Annotated in this window: 10 protein-coding genes; 7 read left to right on the forward strand and 3 right to left on the reverse strand. The window is 63.7% G+C overall.

The window, feature by feature from the left end:
* Positions 1-98: 98 nt before the first annotated feature.
* From treP to C5F70_RS30280, 5 genes are all read left to right on the forward strand, one after another.
* Positions 99-1,541 (forward strand): PTS system trehalose-specific EIIBC component, encoded by a 1,443-nt coding sequence (gene treP / locus C5F70_RS30260; protein WP_017846159.1) that lies wholly within the window; start codon positions 99-101, stop codon positions 1,539-1,541.
* 118 nt (positions 1,542-1,659) lie between these two features.
* Entirely contained in the window at positions 1,660-3,306 is a 1,647-nt protein-coding gene (gene treC, locus C5F70_RS30265) for an alpha,alpha-phosphotrehalase (protein ID WP_046489809.1), read from the forward strand.
* A 111-nt stretch (positions 3,307-3,417) separates the two neighbouring features.
* Complete coding sequence (locus C5F70_RS30270) at positions 3,418-4,638, forward strand: carbohydrate porin (protein ID WP_046489808.1); 1,221 nt, start codon at positions 3,418-3,420, stop codon at positions 4,636-4,638.
* Between the two features lie 122 nt (positions 4,639-4,760).
* On the forward strand, positions 4,761-7,292 hold the full coding sequence (gene ptsP / locus C5F70_RS30275; RefSeq protein ID WP_104904510.1) for a phosphoenolpyruvate--protein phosphotransferase: 2,532 nt from the start codon (positions 4,761-4,763) through the stop codon (positions 7,290-7,292).
* Between the two features lie 2 nt (positions 7,293-7,294).
* The gene (locus C5F70_RS30280; RefSeq protein ID WP_046382190.1) at positions 7,295-7,591 is read left to right on the forward strand and encodes a PTS transporter subunit EIIB; all 297 of its coding nucleotides are present in this window, start codon (positions 7,295-7,297) and stop codon (positions 7,589-7,591) included.
* 127 nt (positions 7,592-7,718) lie between these two features.
* Here C5F70_RS30280 and mltF read toward each other — a convergent pair whose 3' ends face one another.
* Positions 7,719-9,179: a membrane-bound lytic murein transglycosylase MltF gene (gene mltF, locus C5F70_RS30285; RefSeq protein WP_104904511.1), complete on the reverse strand. Its 1,461-nt coding sequence runs from the start codon at positions 9,177-9,179 to the stop codon at positions 7,719-7,721.
* A gap of 286 nt (positions 9,180-9,465) precedes the next feature.
* On the opposite strand from mltF, the gene purL reads away from it, so the two are divergent.
* Both purL and C5F70_RS30295 read left to right on the forward strand, forming a co-directional pair.
* Positions 9,466-13,362: a phosphoribosylformylglycinamidine synthase gene (purL, locus tag C5F70_RS30290; protein ID WP_104904512.1), complete on the forward strand. Its 3,897-nt coding sequence runs from the start codon at positions 9,466-9,468 to the stop codon at positions 13,360-13,362.
* A 4-nt stretch (positions 13,363-13,366) separates the two neighbouring features.
* On the forward strand, positions 13,367-13,678 hold the full coding sequence (locus C5F70_RS30295; protein ID WP_017846152.1) for an NIF3 1: 312 nt from the start codon (positions 13,367-13,369) through the stop codon (positions 13,676-13,678).
* A 181-nt stretch (positions 13,679-13,859) separates the two neighbouring features.
* Here the strand turns inward: C5F70_RS30295 and nagE are convergent, their stop codons facing one another.
* A complete protein-coding gene (gene nagE, locus C5F70_RS30300; RefSeq protein WP_104904513.1) occupies positions 13,860-15,551 on the reverse strand; it encodes an N-acetylglucosamine-specific PTS transporter subunit IIBC in 1,692 nt (563 codons plus the stop codon).
* Between the two features lie 26 nt (positions 15,552-15,577).
* The gene (gene ptsP / locus C5F70_RS30305) at positions 15,578-18,088 is read right to left on the reverse strand and encodes a phosphoenolpyruvate--protein phosphotransferase (RefSeq protein WP_104904514.1); all 2,511 of its coding nucleotides are present in this window, start codon (positions 18,086-18,088) and stop codon (positions 15,578-15,580) included.

Raw genomic sequence — 18,088 nt, forward strand, 5'->3', positions numbered from 1 at the left:
ACGAGTTGTTGCTTTAACTCGTCTGTACGAGTACTTTTGCCTTCGGCGTGCTGCCAATGACTGCCCCCCAAATAAAAAAATCAAAGTGGAAACCAAGCATGAGCCACGACTATTCGAACATCGCCCGCGAAATTCTCGAGCACCTCGGGGGCCGCGATAATCTTGAGCAAGCCGCCCATTGCGTGACCCGCCTGCGCCTGGCGCTCAAGGACCCGAGCCTGGTCAACGGCAGCGCGTTGAACCAAGTCGACCTGGTCAAGGGCTCGTTCTTTACCGGTGGGCTGTTCCAGGTGGTGATCGGCCCCGGCGAAGTGGAAAAGGTCTATGCCGCCCTGCGCGAACAGACCGGCCTCGCCGCCGCCACCATCGCCGACGTCAAGAAGAAGGGCGCCGACAAGACCAACGCCATGCAGCGTCTGGTGCGGGTGTTCTCCGATGTGTTCATGCCGATCCTGCCCGCGTTGATCATCGCCGGCCTGTTGATGGGCGTGAACAACCTGATGGGCGCCAAGGGCATGTTCATCGAGGGCAAGACGCTGCTGGAGGCCTACCCGAACCTGGATGGCCTGTGGAGCCTGATCAACCTGATGGCCAACACCTCGTTCGTGTTCCTGCCGGCGCTGGTGGGCTGGTCGGCGGCCAAGCGTTTTGGCGGCAGTGAAATCCTCGGCATCGTGCTTGGCCTGATGCTGGTCCACCCGGACCTGCTCAACGCCTGGAACTACGGCAAGGCGGTGGCCGGCCTCGATGGCCAGAGCCTGCCGTACTTCGATATTTTCGGATGGTTCAAGATCGAGAAAGTCGGCTACCAGGGGCAGATCCTGCCGATCCTGATGGCGGCGTATGTGATGAGCGTCATCGAGAAATGGCTGCGCGCGCGAGTGCCGAATGCCATCCAACTGTTGGTCGTGCCGATCACCACCATCGTCGTCACCGGCGTGCTCGCGCTGGCGATCATCGGCCCGGTGACCCGTCACCTCGGCATCCTGATCACCCAGGGCGTGGTCACCCTGTTTGACCTGGCGCCGATGCTCGGCGGGGCGATTTTCGGTCTGTTGTATGCGCCGCTGGTGATCACCGGTATGCACCACATGTTCCTGGCGGTGGACCTGCAACTGATCTCCACCCAGGGCGGCACGTTTATCTGGCCGATGATCGTCATGTCCAACCTGGCCCAGGGCAGCGCCGCGCTGGCGGTGTTCTACATGGCGCGCAATGCGCGGGACAAAAGCATGGCCTCGACTTCCGCCGTCTCCGCGTATTTCGGCATCACTGAACCGGCGATGTTCGGCGTGAACCTGCGCTTCAAGTTCCCGTTTTATGCCGCGCTGCTGGGCTCGGCACTGGGCAGCATTTTCCTGTCGCTGAACAAGGTGCAGGCCTCGGCCATCGGGGTCGGCGGCTTGCCCGGGTTTATCTCGATCGTGCCGCATGCCATCCCGATGTTTGTGATCGGGATGGTCATCGCGATGGTCGTGCCGTTTGTTCTGACCTGTGCATTGAGCATGAAGATCGTGCGGCCTGGGTATCGCGTTGCCTGAATTACCGCGTTCGCGAGCAAACCCGCTCCCACAGTTGAATGCGTTCCCCCTGTGGGAGGGGGCTTGCTCCCGATGAGGCCCGAGCGGCGGGTACACAATTTTACTGAAGGAACCCACCATGCAAAACTGGCAACACTCGGTGATCTACCAGATCTACCCCAAAAGCTTTCACAGCCACGCGGGTAACGCCACCGGTGACCTGCTGGGTATCGTGGATAAACTCGACTACCTGCAATGGCTGGGCGTCGACTGCCTGTGGATCACCCCGTTCCTGCGCTCGCCGCAGCGCGACAACGGCTACGACATCAGCGACTACTACGCCATCGACCCGAGCTACGGGACCATGGCCGATTGCGACCAACTGATCAGCGAAGCGGCCAAGCGCGGCATCAAGTTGATGCTCGACATCGTGGTCAACCACACCTCCATCGAGCACGAGTGGTTCCAGCAGGCGCGCAGCAGCCTCGACAACCCGTACCGCGACTTTTACATCTGGCGCGACCAGCCGAACAACTGGGAATCCAAATTCGGCGGCTCGGCCTGGGAATACGAAGCGCAAACCGGCCAGTACTTCCTGCACCTGTTCGATCACACCCAGGCCGACCTGAATTGGGACAACCCCAAGGTGCGCGCCGAGGTGTTCAAGCTGATGCGTTTCTGGCGCGACAAAGGCGTCGGCGGTTTCCGCCTGGATGTGATCAACCTGATCTCCAAGCCCGCCGACTTCCCGGAGGACGCCAGCGACGGTCGGCGTTTCTACACCGACGGTCCGAACGTACACGCGTACCTGCAGGAAATGCACCGCGAAGTCTTCGCAGGCCATGACCTGATCAACGTCGGCGAGATGTCATCCACCAGCCTGGAACACTGCATCCGCTACTCGCGGCCGGAGTCCAAAGAACTGTCGATGACCTTCAACTTCCACCACCTGAAAGTCGACTACCCGAACCTGCAGAAGTGGGTGAAGGCCGACTTCGATTTCCTGCAGCTCAAGCAGATCTTTTCCGACTGGCAACTGGGCATGCAGGCCGGCGGCGGTTGGAACGCGCTGTTCTGGTGTAACCACGACCAGCCACGGGTGGTCTCGCGCTTTGGGGATGACGGTGAGCATCGTGTGGTCTCGGCCAAGATGCTCGCCACGGCGCTGCACTTCCTGCAGGGCACGCCGTATGTGTACCAGGGCGAGGAGTTGGGCATGACCAATCCGGGTTTCGACACGATCGAGCAGTACCGCGATGTCGAAACTCTCAACATCTACCGCCTCAAGCGCGATGCCGGTGAGTCCGAGGCGTCGAGCATGGCGGCGATTATGCAGAAGTCGCGGGACAACGGGCGCACGCCGATGCAGTGGAATGCCCGCCAGCATGCCGGTTTCAGCAGCGGCGAACCGTGGATCGGCATCCCGGCCAACGCGGCGCAGATCAACGTCGACAGCCAACGGGATGACCCGGATTCGGTGCTGCATCACTACCGCAGCCTGATCGCCTTGCGTCGCCAGGAGCCGCTGATTCAAGACGGCGTTTACCGCGAACTGTTGCTGGGCCACCTCCAGGTCTGGGCCTACCTGCGCGAAGGCCATGGCGAGCGCCTGCTGGTGCTGAACAACTTCTACGGCAAACCCTGCGAAATCCAGCTGCCCGATCACGTCCTCAACGCCGCTACCCGACAACGCCTGCTGATCAGCAACTACCCCGATTGCCAGGTCAGCACGGGCCCGATGGTGTTGCGGCCTTACGAATCCTTTGCGCTGCACCTCAAGGACTGACGGCTGGAACGTCGTTGCAACTGCCCCGCGCGACGCGAAGCAGAAGGTCAATTCCCGGTGTGGGAGCACCGGGCGCTTCACACAAACATAATAAAAATATCGGAGTACTTCATGAAAACAACAATAAAGCTGGGCCTCGTTGCATCGTGTCTGAGCTTGCCGTTCGGCGCTCAGGCCCTGGAGTTTGCCGGTTACTTGCGTAGCGGCGCGGGGACGTCGACCGGCAGTGGCAAGCAGCAATGCTTCCAACTGCCGGGCGCGCAATCCAAATACCGGTTGGGCAACGAATGCGAACAGTACGCCGAACTGGAACTGCGCCAGGACCTGCTGACCCTCGACGACGGCTCCGTACTCAGCGTCGACGCCATGGCTTCGCTCTACAACAAGTACGACCGCGCGCTTAAATTCCAGGGCGAAGACAACGGCTCGGCGCGCATGCCGCAGATGTATGCACAGTGGTCCAACCTGCCCAGCCTCAACGGCGGCTCGCTGTGGGCGGGGCGGCGTTACTACAAGCGTAACGACATCCATATCTCCGATTTCTACTACTGGAACCAGAGCGCCACGGGCGGCGGCATCGAGGATGTGCTGATTGGCGACCTGAAATACAGCTACGCGCTTTCGCGCAAGGACAACCTGTACCAGAAGGAATACGCCACGCGTCACGACTTCAACGTGGCCGGCTTCAAGACCAACCCCGGCGGCGAGCTGGAACTGGGCTTGAGCTACATCGAAAAAGCCGGTGGGCGTGATGCCAACAGCGGTTGGGCGCTGACCGCGCAACATGTGCAAAAACCTTTCCTCGGTGGCAAGAACAAGTTCGCCCTGCAGTATGGCGAAGGTCCCGGCACCGGCCTTGGCTACACCGGCAATACGGCCCTGGATAACAGCAGCAAAAGCTACCGCGCCGTGGAGTTTTTCGACTGGCAGCTCACCCCGCGTTTCGGTGGGCAGATCGAGGCCGTGTACCAGAAAGACATTCGCCCCGGCAGCCAGGACCAGACCTGGATGTCCATCGGTGTGCGCCCGGCCTATGCCATCAGTGAACAGTTCAAACTGGTCACCGAGCTTGGTCATGATCAGGTCGACGCCACCGGCGGTACGCGCAAACTGAGCAAATTCACCTTCGCCCCGACCTGGTCGCCCAAGGGCCCGGATTTCTGGGCGCGCCCGGAAGTGCGTCTGTACTACACCTATGCGAGCTGGAACGCAGCGGCCAAACGCGCGGCGAATGAGCTCGCGGCTGGGTCGGCGTTGTCTGACACCGGCGCCTACGGCACCGCGCGGCATGGCTCGAACGTCGGTGTGCAAGTCGAGTACTGGTGGAAGTGAATCTTCGGATCTGGACAGGCTTAAATGTGGGAGGGGGCAAGCCCTTCCCACATTTGATCTTTGTCACCTCGGGATGTGTATCCACCCAATGATTTTTACAGAACAAAACAGCAGGTGAAGTCATGACCGCAACTCAACCCCTGGAATTGCTTGCGCCCTTGTCGGGCGTGCTGCTGGCACTGGACAAGGTCCCCGACCCGGTGTTCTCCAGCCGCCTGATCGGCGACGGCCTGTGCATCGACCCGACCTCGCAGACCCTCTGCGCACCGTTGGCCGGGGTGATCAGCAATATCCAGGACACTGGCCATGCGGTGAGCATCACGGCTGACAATGGCGTCCAGGTGCTGCTGCATATCGGCCTGGACACCGTGAACCTGGCGGGCAAGGGGTTCAGCCGTTTGGTCGGGGAAGGCCAGCGGGTGGAGGCCGGGCAGCCGTTGATCGAGTTCGACGCCGACTACGTAGCGCTCAATGCCCGGAGCCTGTTGACCTTGATGCTGGTGGTCAGCGGCGAGCCGTTTGCGCTGCTGGCGTCGGACAGCGGCCCGGTCACGCTGGGCCAGCCGCTGGTGCGCCTGTCGCCAGGCGAGACGGCTGAAACCGAGGACGAAGAGGAGGGCGACGCACTGTTCTCCAAACCGTTGACGTTGCCCAATGCCAACGGTTTGCACGCGCGCCCGGCGGCGGTGTTTGCCCAGGCGGCGAAGGGGTTCGACGCCAGTATTTACCTGCACAAGCAAACCCAGAGCGCCAACGCCAAGTCGCTGGTGGCGATCATGGCACTGCAAACCGTGCAGGGCGACACCTTGCAGGTGAGCGCGGCGGGAGAGGATGCCGCCGCGGCGATCAAGGCGTTGGTGGCGCTGTTGGCCGAGGGGTGCGGCGAGAGCGTCGCGGCGCCGGTCGAGGACGTCGAACCGCGTGTGTCGCTGGCGTCCGCGAACGTGCTGCGGGGCGTGTGTGCGTCGACGGGCTCGGCGTTTGGCCAGGTGGTCCAGGTGGCAGAGCCGGCGCTGAGCATTCCCGAAACGGGCGGCGGCGAAGCACTCGAACGCGCGGCGTTGGACCGTGGCCTGCACGCCGCTACCGAGGCCTTGCAGAGCTTGCAGGCCAAGGCGGTCGGCAGTGCCCAGGCGCAGATCTTCCGCGCCCATCAGGAACTGCTCGAAGACCCGACCCTGCTGGAGCAAGCCCACGACCTGCTGGCCGTCGGCAAAAGCGCCGCCTTTGCCTGGAACAGCGCCACGCTCGCCACCGCCCAACTGTTCCAGGGCCTGGGCAATGCCCTGCTCGCCGAACGTGCGGCGGACCTGGCCGACGTCGGCCAGCGCGTGCTGAAACTGATCCTCGGCATTCACGACCGCGCCTGGGAACTGCCTGAGCGCGCGATCCTGATCGCCGAGCAACTGACGCCGTCGCAGACCGCCAGCCTCGACACGCACAAGGTGCTCGGGTTCGTCACCGTCGGCGGCGGGGCGACCAGCCACGTCGCGATCCTCGCCCAGGCGCTGGGGCTGCCGGCGATTTGCGGGGCGCCGCCGCAGGTGCTGGCGTTGGCTGACGGTCGGCAAGTGTTGCTGGACGCCGACAAGGGCGAGTTGCACCTGGACCCGGACCTGGCCGAGATCGAGCAATTGCAGGCCACCCACCGGGAGCAAATAGTGCGGCGCCAACGCGACGTCGCGCAGGCACGCCTGGCGGCCATCACCCGCGATGGTCATCACGTCGAAGTCACGGCCAACGTCGCGTCGCTTCAGGAGGTCGAGCAATCCCTGAGCCTGGGCGGCGAAGGCGTGGGGCTGCTGCGATCAGAGTTTCTGTACCTGGACCGCCATCGCGCACCGAGCCCCGAGGAGCAAGCCGGCACCTACAACGCCATCGCCCGCGCCCTGGGCCCGGAGCGCAACCTGGTGGTACGCACGTTGGATGTCGGCGGCGATAAGCCGTTGGCCTATGTGCCGATGGATGCCGAGACCAACCCGTTCCTGGGCTTGCGCGGTATTCGTTTGTGCCTGGAGCGCCCCGAGTTGTTGCGCGAACAGTTCCGCGCGATCCTCGCGAGTGCCGGGTTGACGCGGCTGCACATCATGCTGCCGATGGTCAGCCTGCTCTCGGAGCTGCGCCTGGCGCGCACGATGCTTGAAGAGGAAGCGTTGGCACTGGGGCTCACCGAGCTGCCGAAGCTGGGCATCATGATCGAAGTGCCGTCCGCGGCCTTGATGGCGGACGTGTTCGCGCCCCATGTGGACTTTTTCTCCATCGGCACCAACGACCTGACCCAATACACCCTGGCGATGGACCGCGATCACCCGCGCCTGGCCAGCCAGGCCGACAGCTTTCACCCGGCGGTGCTGCGTCTGATCGCCACCACCGTCAAGGCCGCCCATGCCCACGGCAAGTGGGTTGGCGTGTGCGGGGCGCTGGCGTCTGAAGCGTTGGCGGTGCCGGTGTTGATCGGGCTGGGGGTGGACGAGCTGTCGGTCAGCGTACCGCTGATCCCGACCATCAAGGCCACCGTGCGCGAGCTGGACCTGGCGGACTGCCAGATCATCGCCCATCAGGTGCTCGGCCTTGAAGAAGCCGCGCAGGTGCGTGAGGCCTTGCGCCTGTACCACGCGGCCACCGTTGAAACCTCACCTGTCGTGGAGCACTGAGCATGTTCGAGAAATTGCAGCGGGCATTCTGGAAAGCCCTGACCCCGGACTTGATCGCCGAGACCGTCGCGGCGCCTGTGCCGGCGGCGGAGAACCTGTTGTCCGCCGATGTGCTGAATGCCCTCGGTGGCGCGGATAACCTCCAGTCGCAACAACGCGTGGCGCTGACGCGGGTGCGTGTGCAACTGCGGGATGCGGCGCGGGTGGATGCGGCGGCGTTAAAGGCAGCGGGAGTGTCGGGAGTGATGGTGCTGGCGGGTGGGATCGTGCATCTGATCACTGGTCTTCAAGGCCAGTAGCGATTCAAATGTGGGAGGGGGCTTGCCCCCGATGGCGGTGGATCAGTTATAAACAAGCTGACTGTCACACCGCTATCGGGGGCAAGCCCCCTCCCACATTGGGCGGTGGTGTTTGGGGGCTTCGGGTTTACAGCTGCGGGTTCTCTTCCGGCGGCTTGGTCTTGTTGACCCCTGGCACATGCAGGTTGCCTTCGACTACCTGGTTGCCTTCCAGCTGTGGCTGGGTCACCCAGGTGAGGATGTCGTAGTAGCGCCGGATGTTCGCCACGAAATGCACCGGCTCGCCGCCCCGTGCATAGCCGTAGCGGGTCTTGCTGTACCACTGCTTCTGCGACAGGCGCGGCAGCATTTTCTTCACGTCCAGCCACTTGTTCGGGTTCAGGCCGTCCTTCTGCGCCAGCTTGCGCGCGTCGTCCAGATGCCCGGTGCCCACGTTGTAGGCGGCCAGGGCAAACCAGGTGCGGTCCGGCTCGGCGATATCTTCGTCCAGCTCGTCCTTGATCTTGGCCAGGTACTTGGCGCCGCCCATGATGCTTTGCTTGGCGTCCAGGCGGTTGGACACGCCCATCGCCTGGGCGGTGTTCTGGGTCAGCATCATCAGGCCGCGCACGCCGGTCTTGGAGGTGACCGCCGGTTGCCAGAGTGATTCCTGATAGCCGATGGCGGCCAACAGGCGCCAGTCGACCTTTTCTTCCTTGGCGAAGGTCTTGAAGTGTTTCTCGTACTTGGGCAGGCGCTGCTGCAAGTGCTGGGCGAAGGTGTAGGCGCCCATGTAGCCGAGCACATCGACGTGCCCGTAATAGCGATCTTTCAGGCGCTGCAAGGTGCCGTTCTTGCCGACCTTGTCCAGGTAGCTGTTGACCTCGTTGAGCAGGCTGTTGTCTTCGCCGGCGGCCACGGCCCAGCTTTGGTTGCTGGCATCGCCGAGGTCGAACGCCACGCGCACGTTGGGAAAGTACACCTGGTTCATCGCCACTTCGTTGGAGTCCACCAGGGTCAGGTCGATCTGGCCCTCGTCGACCATGCGCAGCAGGTCGACCACTTCAACGGCGTCGGATTCTTCGTATTCGATCGCAGGGTTCTGCTTTTTAAGCTCGGCCAGTTGTTCGGCGTGGGTACTGCCCTTGAGCACCATGATCTTCTTGCCCGCCAGGTCTGCCGCGTTGGTGGGGCGCGACTGGCCATTGCGGTAGATGATCTGCGGGGTGACTTCCAGGTACGGGTGGGAAAAGCGTACCTGCTGCTTGCGTCGCTCGCTGCTGACCAAGCCGGCGGCGGCGAGGACCGGGCCGTTGGGTTTGCCCAACTGGCCGAACAGGTCGTCGAGGTTGTCGGCGGTCTCGATTTCCAGCTTCACCCCCAGGTCGTCGGCAAAGCGCTTGACCAGTTCGTATTCGAAACCGGTTTCACCGTTGCGGTCCTGGAAATACGTGGCCGGGCTGTTCCGGGTAATCACCCGCAATACGCCATCCTCCTTGATTCGCTCGAGCGTGCTGGGCTTATCAACACAGGCGCTGAGCATCAGGAAGAGTCCGGTGGCGATGAGCCATTTGGCGCATCGCGGGCGCAAAGCAGTTGGGGAGAACATCTGCGCAGTATACGCAAACGGCCCACGGCGCCATATCTCGACAGCGGGGGACTTGTCTGCTAGCCGCCTTGAAACTGTGCTGCAGCCCGCAGAAACGTGGCTTGGCGAGCGATTGTGACGGTTAAAATAACTGTGCCCGCCGCCCCGGATAACGCCCCGACACCTTACAAACCCAGCCAACTGACGTTCGGCAGCGGCCAGCGTTAGTGTTTCGGGTGCCGTTGACGACGGTTTACGTTAGAATGCACGGCCTCAAAGCACACCCCTTCCCGAGGCTGTCCCGAAGATGTTGATCCTGCGCGGCGCTCCTGCCCTTTCTGCCTTTCGCCACAGCAAACTCCTTGAGCAACTGAGCCAGAAGGTTCCAGCTGTTACAGGCCTGTATGCTGAATTTGCTCATTTCGCCGACGTGACCGGCGTCTTGACCGCCGACGAACAGCAAGTGCTGGCACGCCTTCTGAAGTACGGCCCAAGCGTTCCCGTTCAAGAGCCGACCGGCCGCTTGTTCCTGGTTCTGCCGCGGTTCGGCACCATCTCGCCCTGGTCGAGCAAGGCCAGCGATATCGCCCGCAACTGCGGCCTGGAAAAAATCCAGCGCCTGGAACGCGGTATTGCCTTCTATGTCGCGGGCCAGTTCAGCGAGGCCGAAGCCGAGCTGATCGCCGGCAGCCTGCACGACCGCATGACCCAGATCATCGTCAGCCAGCTGGAACAGGCCGGTGCTCTGTTCAGCCACGCCGAGCCCAAGCCGCTGACCGCGATTGACGTGCTCGGCGGTGGCCGCGCCGCCCTCGCGAAGGCCAACACCGAGCTGGGCCTGGCCCTGGCCGAAGACGAGATCGATTATCTGGTCAACGCCTTCAACGGCTTGAAGCGCAACCCGCACGACATCGAACTGATGATGTTCGCCCAGGCCAACTCCGAGCACTGCCGTCACAAGATCTTCAACGCCAGTTGGGACATCGACGGCGAAAGCCAGGAAAAAAGCCTGTTCGGCATGATCAAGAACACCTACGTGATGCACAGCGAAGGCGTTCTGTCGGCTTATAAGGACAACGCTTCGGTCATCGTCGGCAGCGTCGCCGGCCGTTTCTTCCCGGACCCTGAAACCCGCCAGTACGGCGCGGTGCAGGAACCGGTACACATCCTGATGAAAGTCGAGACCCACAACCACCCGACCGCGATTGCCCCGTTCCCGGGCGCAGCCACCGGTTCCGGCGGCGAGATCCGCGACGAAGGTGCCACCGGCCGTGGCGCCAAGCCCAAGGCCGGGCTGACCGGTTTCACTGTGTCCAACCTGCAGATCCCGGGCTTCGAACAGCCGTGGGAAGTGCCCTACGGCAAGCCGGAGCGCATCGTCACCGCGCTGGACATCATGATCGAAGGCCCGCTGGGCGGCGCCGCGTTCAACAACGAATTCGGCCGTCCGGCGCTGACCGGTTATTTCCGTACCTTCGAACAGTCCATCACCACCCCGCGTGGCGACGAAGTGCGCGGTTACCACAAGCCGATCATGTTGGCCGGCGGCATGGGCAACATCCGTGAAGAACACGTCAAGAAAGGCGAGATCCTGGTCGGCTCCAAGCTGATCGTGCTCGGCGGCCCGGCGATGCTGATCGGCCTGGGCGGCGGCGCGGCTTCCTCCATGGCCACCGGCACCAGCTCGGCGGACCTGGACTTCGCTTCGGTACAGCGCGAAAACCCAGAGATGGAGCGCCGCTGCCAGGAAGTCATCGACCGTTGCTGGCAGTTGGGTGACAAGAACCCGATCAGCTTCATCCACGACGTCGGCGCTGGCGGTTTGTCCAACGCCTTCCCGGAACTGGTCAACGATGGCGAGCGTGGCGGCCGTTTCGAACTGCGCAACATTCCAAACGACGAGCCGGGCATGGCCCCGCACGAAATCTGGAGCAACGAGTCCCAGGAACGCTACGTCCTGGCCGTCGGCCCTGAAGACTTCGCGCGCTTCCAGGCCATCTGCGAACGCGAGCGTTGCCCGTTTGCCGTGGTCGGCGAAGCCACTGCCGAGCCGCAACTGACGGTCACCGACAGCCACTTCGGCAACAGCCCGGTGGACATGCCGCTCGAAGTGCTGCTGGGCAAAGCCCCGCGCATGCACCGCTCGGCGGTACGTGAAACCGAGCTGGGCGATGACTTCGACCCAAGCACACTGGAATTGGCCGACAGCATCGAACGCGTGCTGCACCACCCGGCGGTCGCGAGCAAAAGTTTCCTGATCACCATCGGCGACCGCACCATCACCGGCCTGGTGGCCCGTGACCAAATGGTCGGCCCATGGCAAGTGCCGGTGGCCGACGTTGCCGTCACCGCCACCAGCTTCGACGTCTACACCGGTGAAGCCATGGCCATGGGCGAACGCACGCCGCTGGCCCTGTTGGACGCTCCGGCGTCGGGCCGCATGGCCATTGGTGAAACCCTCACCAACATCGCCGCGTCCCGTATCGGCAAGCTGTCCGACATCAAGTTGTCGGCCAACTGGATGTCTGCTGCCGGCCACCCCGGCGAAGACGCGCGCCTGTACGACACCGTCAAGGCTGTCGGCATGGAGCTGTGCCCGGAACTGGGGATCACCATTCCGGTGGGCAAGGACTCCATGTCCATGGCCACCCGCTGGAACGACGAAGGCGTGGACAAGAGCGTCACCTCGCCGCTGTCGTTGATCGTCACCGGTTTCGCGCCGGTCACCGACATCCGCCAGACCCTGACCCCGCAACTGCGCATGGACAAGGGCACCACCGATCTGATCCTGATCGACCTGGGCCGTGGCCAGAACCGCATGGGCGCTTCGATCCTCGCGCAAACCCATGGCAAGCTCGGCAAACACGCGCCGGACGTCGATGACGCCGAAGACCTGAAAGCCTTCTTCGCCGTGATCCAGGGCCTCAACGCCGACGGCCACCTGCTGGCCTACCACGACCGTTCCGACGGTGGTCTGTTGACCAGCGTGGTCGAGATGGCCTTCGCCGGTCACTGCGGCTTGAACCTGGTGCTCGACAGCGTTGCCGAGGACGCCTCTGAACTCAACGGCATCCTGTTCAACGAAGAGCTGGGTGCGGTGATCCAGGTGCGCCAGGACGCGACGCCAAACGTATTGGCACAGTTCAGCGCCGCCGGCCTGGGCGATTGCGTGGCCGTGATCGGCCAGCCGATCAACAACGGTCAGATCGACATCGTCTTCAACGGCGACACCGTGTTCGAAGGCCAGCGCCGTCTGCTGCAGCGCCAGTGGGCCGAGACCAGCTACCAGATCCAGCGCCTGCGCGATAACGCCGACTGCGCCGAGCAGGAATTCGACGTGATCCTGGAAGAAGACAACCCGGGTCTGAGCACCAAGCTCAGCTTCGACGTCAACCAGGACATCGCCGCGCCGTACATCAAGAAAGGCATTCGCCCACAGGTTGCCGTACTGCGCGAGCAGGGCGTCAACGGTCAGGTGGAAATGGCGGCCGCGTTCGACCGCGCCGGCTTCAATGCGATCGACGTACACATGAGCGACATCCTCGCCGGTCGCGTCGACCTCAATGAGTTCAAAGGCCTGGTGGCCTGCGGCGGTTTCTCCTACGGCGACGTGCTGGGTGCCGGTGAAGGCTGGGCCAAGTCGGCCCTGTTCAACAGCCGTGCCCGCGACGCGTTCCAGGGCTTCTTCGAGCGCAACGACAGCTTCACCCTGGGTGTGTGCAACGGTTGCCAGATGATGTCCAACCTCCACGAACTGATCCCGGGCAGCGAGTTCTGGCCGCACTTCGTGCGTAACCGTTCCGAGCAGTTCGAAGCCCGTGTCGCCATGGTGCAGGTGCAGGAGTCCAACTCGATCTTCCTGCAAGGCATGGCCGGTTCGCGTATGCCCATCGCCATCGCCCACGGTGAAGGCCATGCCGAGTTCGCCAGCGAAGAAGCCTTGCTCGAAGCTGATGTATCCGGTTGCGTCGCCATGCGTTTCGTCGACAACCACGGCAAGGTCACCGAAAGCTACCCGGCCAACCCGAACGGCTCGCCGCGCGGGATCACCGGCCTCACCAGCCGCGACGGTCGCGTCACCATCATGATGCCGCACCCGGAGCGTGTATTCCGCGCCGTGCAGAACTCGTGGCGCCCGGAAGAGTGGAACGAAGACGGCGCGTGGATGCGGATGTTCCGCAACGCGCGCGCGTGGGTGAACTAAGGCGGTGTACAAGCTCAGCTTCTTCGTGCCCGGCAGCCATGTGGAGGCGGTGAAAGCCGCCGTCTTCGCAGCCGGCGGCGGGCGCATCGGCGACTACGACAGCTGCGCCTGGCAAGTGCTGGGCCAGGGCCAATTCCGCGCGTTGGACGGCAGCCAGCCGTTTCTCGGGCAAGTCGGCCAGGTTGAAGTGGTTGAAGAGTGGAAGGTTGAGCTGGTGGTGGCGGATGAGCTGATCGTGGCTGTTGTGGCTGCGTTGAAGCTGAGCCATCCCTATGAGACACCGGCGTATGAGGTGTGGCGGTTGGCGGATTTCTGATTCGTTGATTGCGTGAACGAGAAACCCGCTGGGCCAGTTTGGTCAGTGGGTTTTTTGTTGGCTGTAAGGGCCTCATCGCGGGCAAGCCCCCTCCCACATTTACCCGCATTCCAGCGTTGGAACTCGGTCAAATGTGGGAGGGGGCTTGCCCGCGATGAGGCCAGAACAACCACTACCTCTCTTAAACCCTGGCGCCGACCTCATGGACGCTGACCAGTCGCTCCAATACCTCACTCAAGCCCGAGGCCTTGTCACCAATCAGCAGGTGCCAAACACCGCTATCAAGTTGGCTGACGCCTTGGCAACCAAGTGCCGTCAGTTGAGCCTCGGACACCACCGAATCATCCCCCAGCTCCACCCGCAACCGGGTCATCGCCACCGCTTCCAGCTGGCGCACATTCCCCCGGCCGCCCAATGCACTCAACCATTGCTCGGCTTCCTGCACATTGACCGCGACCGGTTTATCCACCGGCGCGCCCGCCACAAACGCTGGCATCGCCAGGCGAATCTCATCGGCAATGCTGTCGGCCATCGGCCCGACCACCACCTGCAAACTGCCGCCGTTGCCCGGCCGCACCACGGCCATCGCGCCGAGGGCTTTCAACTGTGCATCCACCGCTTTGTTGCGGTCGACCATGTCCAGGCGCAGGCGCGTGGTGCAAGCCCCGACGCTGAGCAGGTTGTCCGCACCTCCCAGCGCGTGGATGTAAGCCGTGGCGCGCTGGTTATCGCTCATCGCTTCGGCCTGCGCCACCGGGATATCTTCGCGGCCCGGTGTCTTCAGGTTGAAGCGGCGGATGCAGTAGCTGAACACGCTGTAGTAAATCGCCGCATAAGCCAGGCCGACCGGTACGACCAGCCAACCGTTGGTGGACTTGCCCCAGCCCAGCACCATGTCGATAAAGCCGCCGGAGAAAGTAAACCCGAGGTGGATATCCAGCAGGTTGGTGACCGCCATCGACAGCCCGGTCAGCAGCGCATGCAGCAGGTACAGGAACGGCGCGAGGAACATGAAGGCGAATTCGATCGGTTCGGTCACGCCGGTCAGGAACGAGGTCAGCGCCATCGACAGGAAAATCCCGCCCATCACTTTGCGTCGTTCCGGCAGGGCGTTGCGGTACATCGCCAGGCATGCGGCGGGCAGGCCGAACAGCATCACCGGGAACATGCCGGTCATGAACTGGCCACCTTTCGGGTCACCGGCGAAGTAGCGGGTCAGGTCGCCGGTCACCACCGCGCCGGTCACCGGGTCGGTAAAGCTGCCGAACACGAACCACGCCATGTTGTTGAGGATATGGTGCAGGCCGGTGACGATCAGTAGGCGGTTGAACACGCCAAACACGAAGGCCCCCAGGCTGCCGCTTTCCATCAGCAACACGCCGAAGCTGTTGATGCCGTGCTGGATCGGCGGCCAGATCAGGCCAAAGATCACGCCCAGGCCGACCGCGCTGAACCCGGTGACAATCGGCACGAATCGCCGCCCGCCGAAGAACGCCAGGTACTCCGGCAGCTTGATGTCCTTGAAGCGGTTATACAGCCCGCCCGCCATCAGGCCGCTGGCGATCCCGGCGAGCATGCCCATGTTGATGGTCGAGTCCATCACCTTGAGCGTCGAGATCATCACCAGGTAACCGATGGCCCCGGCCAAACCGGCCGTGCCGTTATTGTCGCGGGCAAAGCCCACGGCGATGCCGATGGCGAAGATCAGCGCAAGGTTGGCGAAGATCGCCTGCCCGGCGTCGTGCATCACCGCGATGTTGAGCAGGTCGGTGTCGCCCAGGCGCAGCAGCAGGCCGGCGATCGGCAGGATCGCGATCGGCAGCATCAGCGCACGGCCCAGGCGTTGCAGGCCTTCGATAAGGTGTTGGTACATGGCGTGTCTCCCTTTTCTTGTTGTTGTCAGCTCAGCGGCCAGTGGTGTTGACAGGCTTGGCGTACCGCCTTGGCGCTGCTCAGGTCGAGCAGGCCCAGGCTCAGTTGCCGGCATTGCGCCGCGTCCAGGTGGCGGACGCGGTCCTTGATTTCGCCGATCTGCGGCGGGCTGACCGACAGCTCGCTGACCCCCAGCCCGACCAACACCGGCGTCGCCAGCGGGTCGGATGCCAAGGCGCCGCACACGCCGACCCAACGCCCGTGTTTGGCCGCGCCCGCGCAGGTCTGGGCGATCAGCCGCAGCAGCGCCGGGTGCAGCGCATCGACCCGCGCGGCGAGGCCGGCGTGGTCGCGGTCCATGGCCAGGGTGTACTGGGACAGGTCATTAGTGCCGATGGACAGGAAGTCCGCATGCCTGGCCAGTTGTTCGGCCATCAGCGCGGCGGCGGGCACTTCGATCATCACCCCCAGTTCCGGGCGTTGGGTCAGTTGCAGCTCGACGCACAGTTCATCCAGGCGTTGGCGGATCTGCAGCAGTTCGTCGACTTCGCTGACCATCGGCAGCAGGATGCGGCAGCGCGCCAGCGGGCTGACTTGCAGCAGTGCGCGCAGTTGCTGGTCGAGCACGTCGGGGCGCACCTGGGCCAGGCGAATGCCGCGCAGGCCCAGCACCGGGTTGGCCTCGACCGGCAGCGGCAGGTAGTCGAGCTGTTTGTCGCCGCCCACGTCGATGGTGCGGATGATCACCGACTTGTCGCCCATCGCATCCAGCACGGCTTGATAGGCCTGGCGTTGTTCCTGTTCATCCGGCGCGGTGCGGCGGTCGACGAAGAGGAACTCGGTGCGCAGCAGGCCGATGCCGTCGGCGCCGTTTTCAAACGCCAGCTGGGCCTCGGCGCTGGAGGCGACATTGGCGGCGACTTCGATGGTCATGCCATCGCGGGTGTTCGCTGGCAGTCGGGCCTGGGTCTGTTGTTCCTGGCGACGCAGGTTCTGTGTTTCGCGAATCCGCTCGACTTCGGCGTGGCGCGCCGCGCTGGGTGTCAGCTCCAGGCGACCATTGGCCGCGTCGAGCACCACGCGTTGGCCTTGGGGCACATCGAGCACTTCGGCGCCCAATGCCACCACGCACGGCAAGCCTTTCCCGCGGGCCAGGATCGCGACATGGGAGGTGGCGCCGCCCTCGGCCATGCAAAGGCCGGCGGCGTGTTGCGCGCTCAGTTGCAGCAGGTCCGACGGCGTCAGCTCGTGGGCGCTGACAATCGCCCCGGCAGGCAACTCGACGTGCCACGCTTCGCCGAGCAGCACGCGCAGCACCCGTTGTTGCAGGTCGCGCAGGTCGTTGGAACGCTCGGCCAGCAACGGCTTGCCCAGGCCCAGCAACACCGCGCATTGCGCCTGGATCGCATCGCGCCAGGCGTGGGGCGCGGCGCTGCCGTGCTCGATGGCGCGGGTGGCGGTGTCCAGCAGGGCGGGGTCTTCCAGCAAGGCGAGGTGGGCGGCGAAGATGTCTTCTTCTTCGGCATTTCGGCGTTGGCGGGCGAGGTCCAGGGTGGTGCGGATTTCGCCGCGCACTTGCTCAAGGGCCGCGTCCAGCCGTTGCAACTGTTCGTCGGCGCAGTGGTTGCCGGTATCGGCCGGCAACTCGATCGTGCTCAGGCGGAACAGCGGCCCGCACACCAGGCCCGGTGCCGCACAGACACCTTGCAACACACCGACCTCGGTATTCGCGCGGCGTGGAGCGGCCGCCATCGGCGTGTGAGGTTCTTCGCCGATGGCGACAGACAGCGCGGCGACCAGCGCCTGCAATGCCGCAGCGCAGTCCTTGCCGCGACAGGTGACGCACACCTCATCGCCCTCACCGATGCCCAGCCCCATCAGGCCGATCAAGCTGTCGCACGCGGCCGACTTGCCGGCGAAGTGCAACTGCGTCTGGCTGCTGAACGCTTGTGCGGTCTTGCGGATCAATGCCGCCGGACGCGCATGCAAGCCGCCGCGATGGGTGATCCGCACGTTGGCGCTGGCTTGCGCGACGGAGTTATCCACAGCGGTTTGCAGCGCGGCGCCGGAACGCAGCGCCACGCGCGCCAGCGGTTCACCGTGTTTGACTGAGCGCAGCGGCAGCGGTGTCAGTTCGAAGCGCTCGCTGTTGGTGAGAATGATCAGGCTGACCAGGCTTTTGCACTGGCGCGCAATCCGGTCCAGATCGAACTGTATCAGCACCTGGCCCTTGCTCACCTGCGCACCGTTCTTCACCAGCAGGGCGAACCCTTCGCCGTTCAACTCCACGGTGTCGATGCCCACATGCATCAACAGCTCGGCGCCGTTCTGCGCGCGAAGCGTCAGCGCATGCCCGGTGCGCGCGACATGGATGATCTCGCCGTCGCACGGTGCGTACAGGCTATCGTTCAGCGGATCGATGGCCAGGCCGTCACCCATGGCGCCGCTGGCGAATACTTCGTCGGGGACGTTGCCCAGGGCCAGCACCGGCCCGCTGAGGGGGGCGCCGAGGGTCAATGCATTATTGTTGTTGGACAT

The organism is Pseudomonas sp. LH1G9 (genome assembly GCF_002949975.1).
GTDB classification, from domain to species: domain Bacteria; phylum Pseudomonadota; class Gammaproteobacteria; order Pseudomonadales; family Pseudomonadaceae; genus Aquipseudomonas; species Aquipseudomonas veronii.

Coding starts and splice junctions, on each gene's coding strand:
- treP (WP_017846159.1), top strand. CDS start 99: ATGAGCCACGACTATTCGAACATCGCCCGCGAAATTCTCGAGCACCTC.
- treC (WP_046489809.1), top strand. CDS start 1,660: ATGCAAAACTGGCAACACTCGGTGATCTACCAGATCTACCCCAAAAGC.
- C5F70_RS30270 (WP_046489808.1), top strand. CDS start 3,418: ATGAAAACAACAATAAAGCTGGGCCTCGTTGCATCGTGTCTGAGCTTG.
- ptsP (WP_104904510.1), top strand. CDS start 4,761: ATGACCGCAACTCAACCCCTGGAATTGCTTGCGCCCTTGTCGGGCGTG.
- C5F70_RS30280 (WP_046382190.1), top strand. CDS start 7,295: ATGTTCGAGAAATTGCAGCGGGCATTCTGGAAAGCCCTGACCCCGGAC.
- mltF (WP_104904511.1), bottom strand. CDS start 9,179: ATGTTCTCCCCAACTGCTTTGCGCCCGCGATGCGCCAAATGGCTCATC.
- purL (WP_104904512.1), top strand. CDS start 9,466: ATGTTGATCCTGCGCGGCGCTCCTGCCCTTTCTGCCTTTCGCCACAGC.
- nagE (WP_104904513.1), bottom strand. CDS start 15,551: ATGTACCAACACCTTATCGAAGGCCTGCAACGCCTGGGCCGTGCGCTG.
- ptsP (WP_104904514.1), bottom strand. CDS start 18,088: ATGTCCAACAACAATAATGCATTGACCCTCGGCGCCCCCCTCAGCGGG.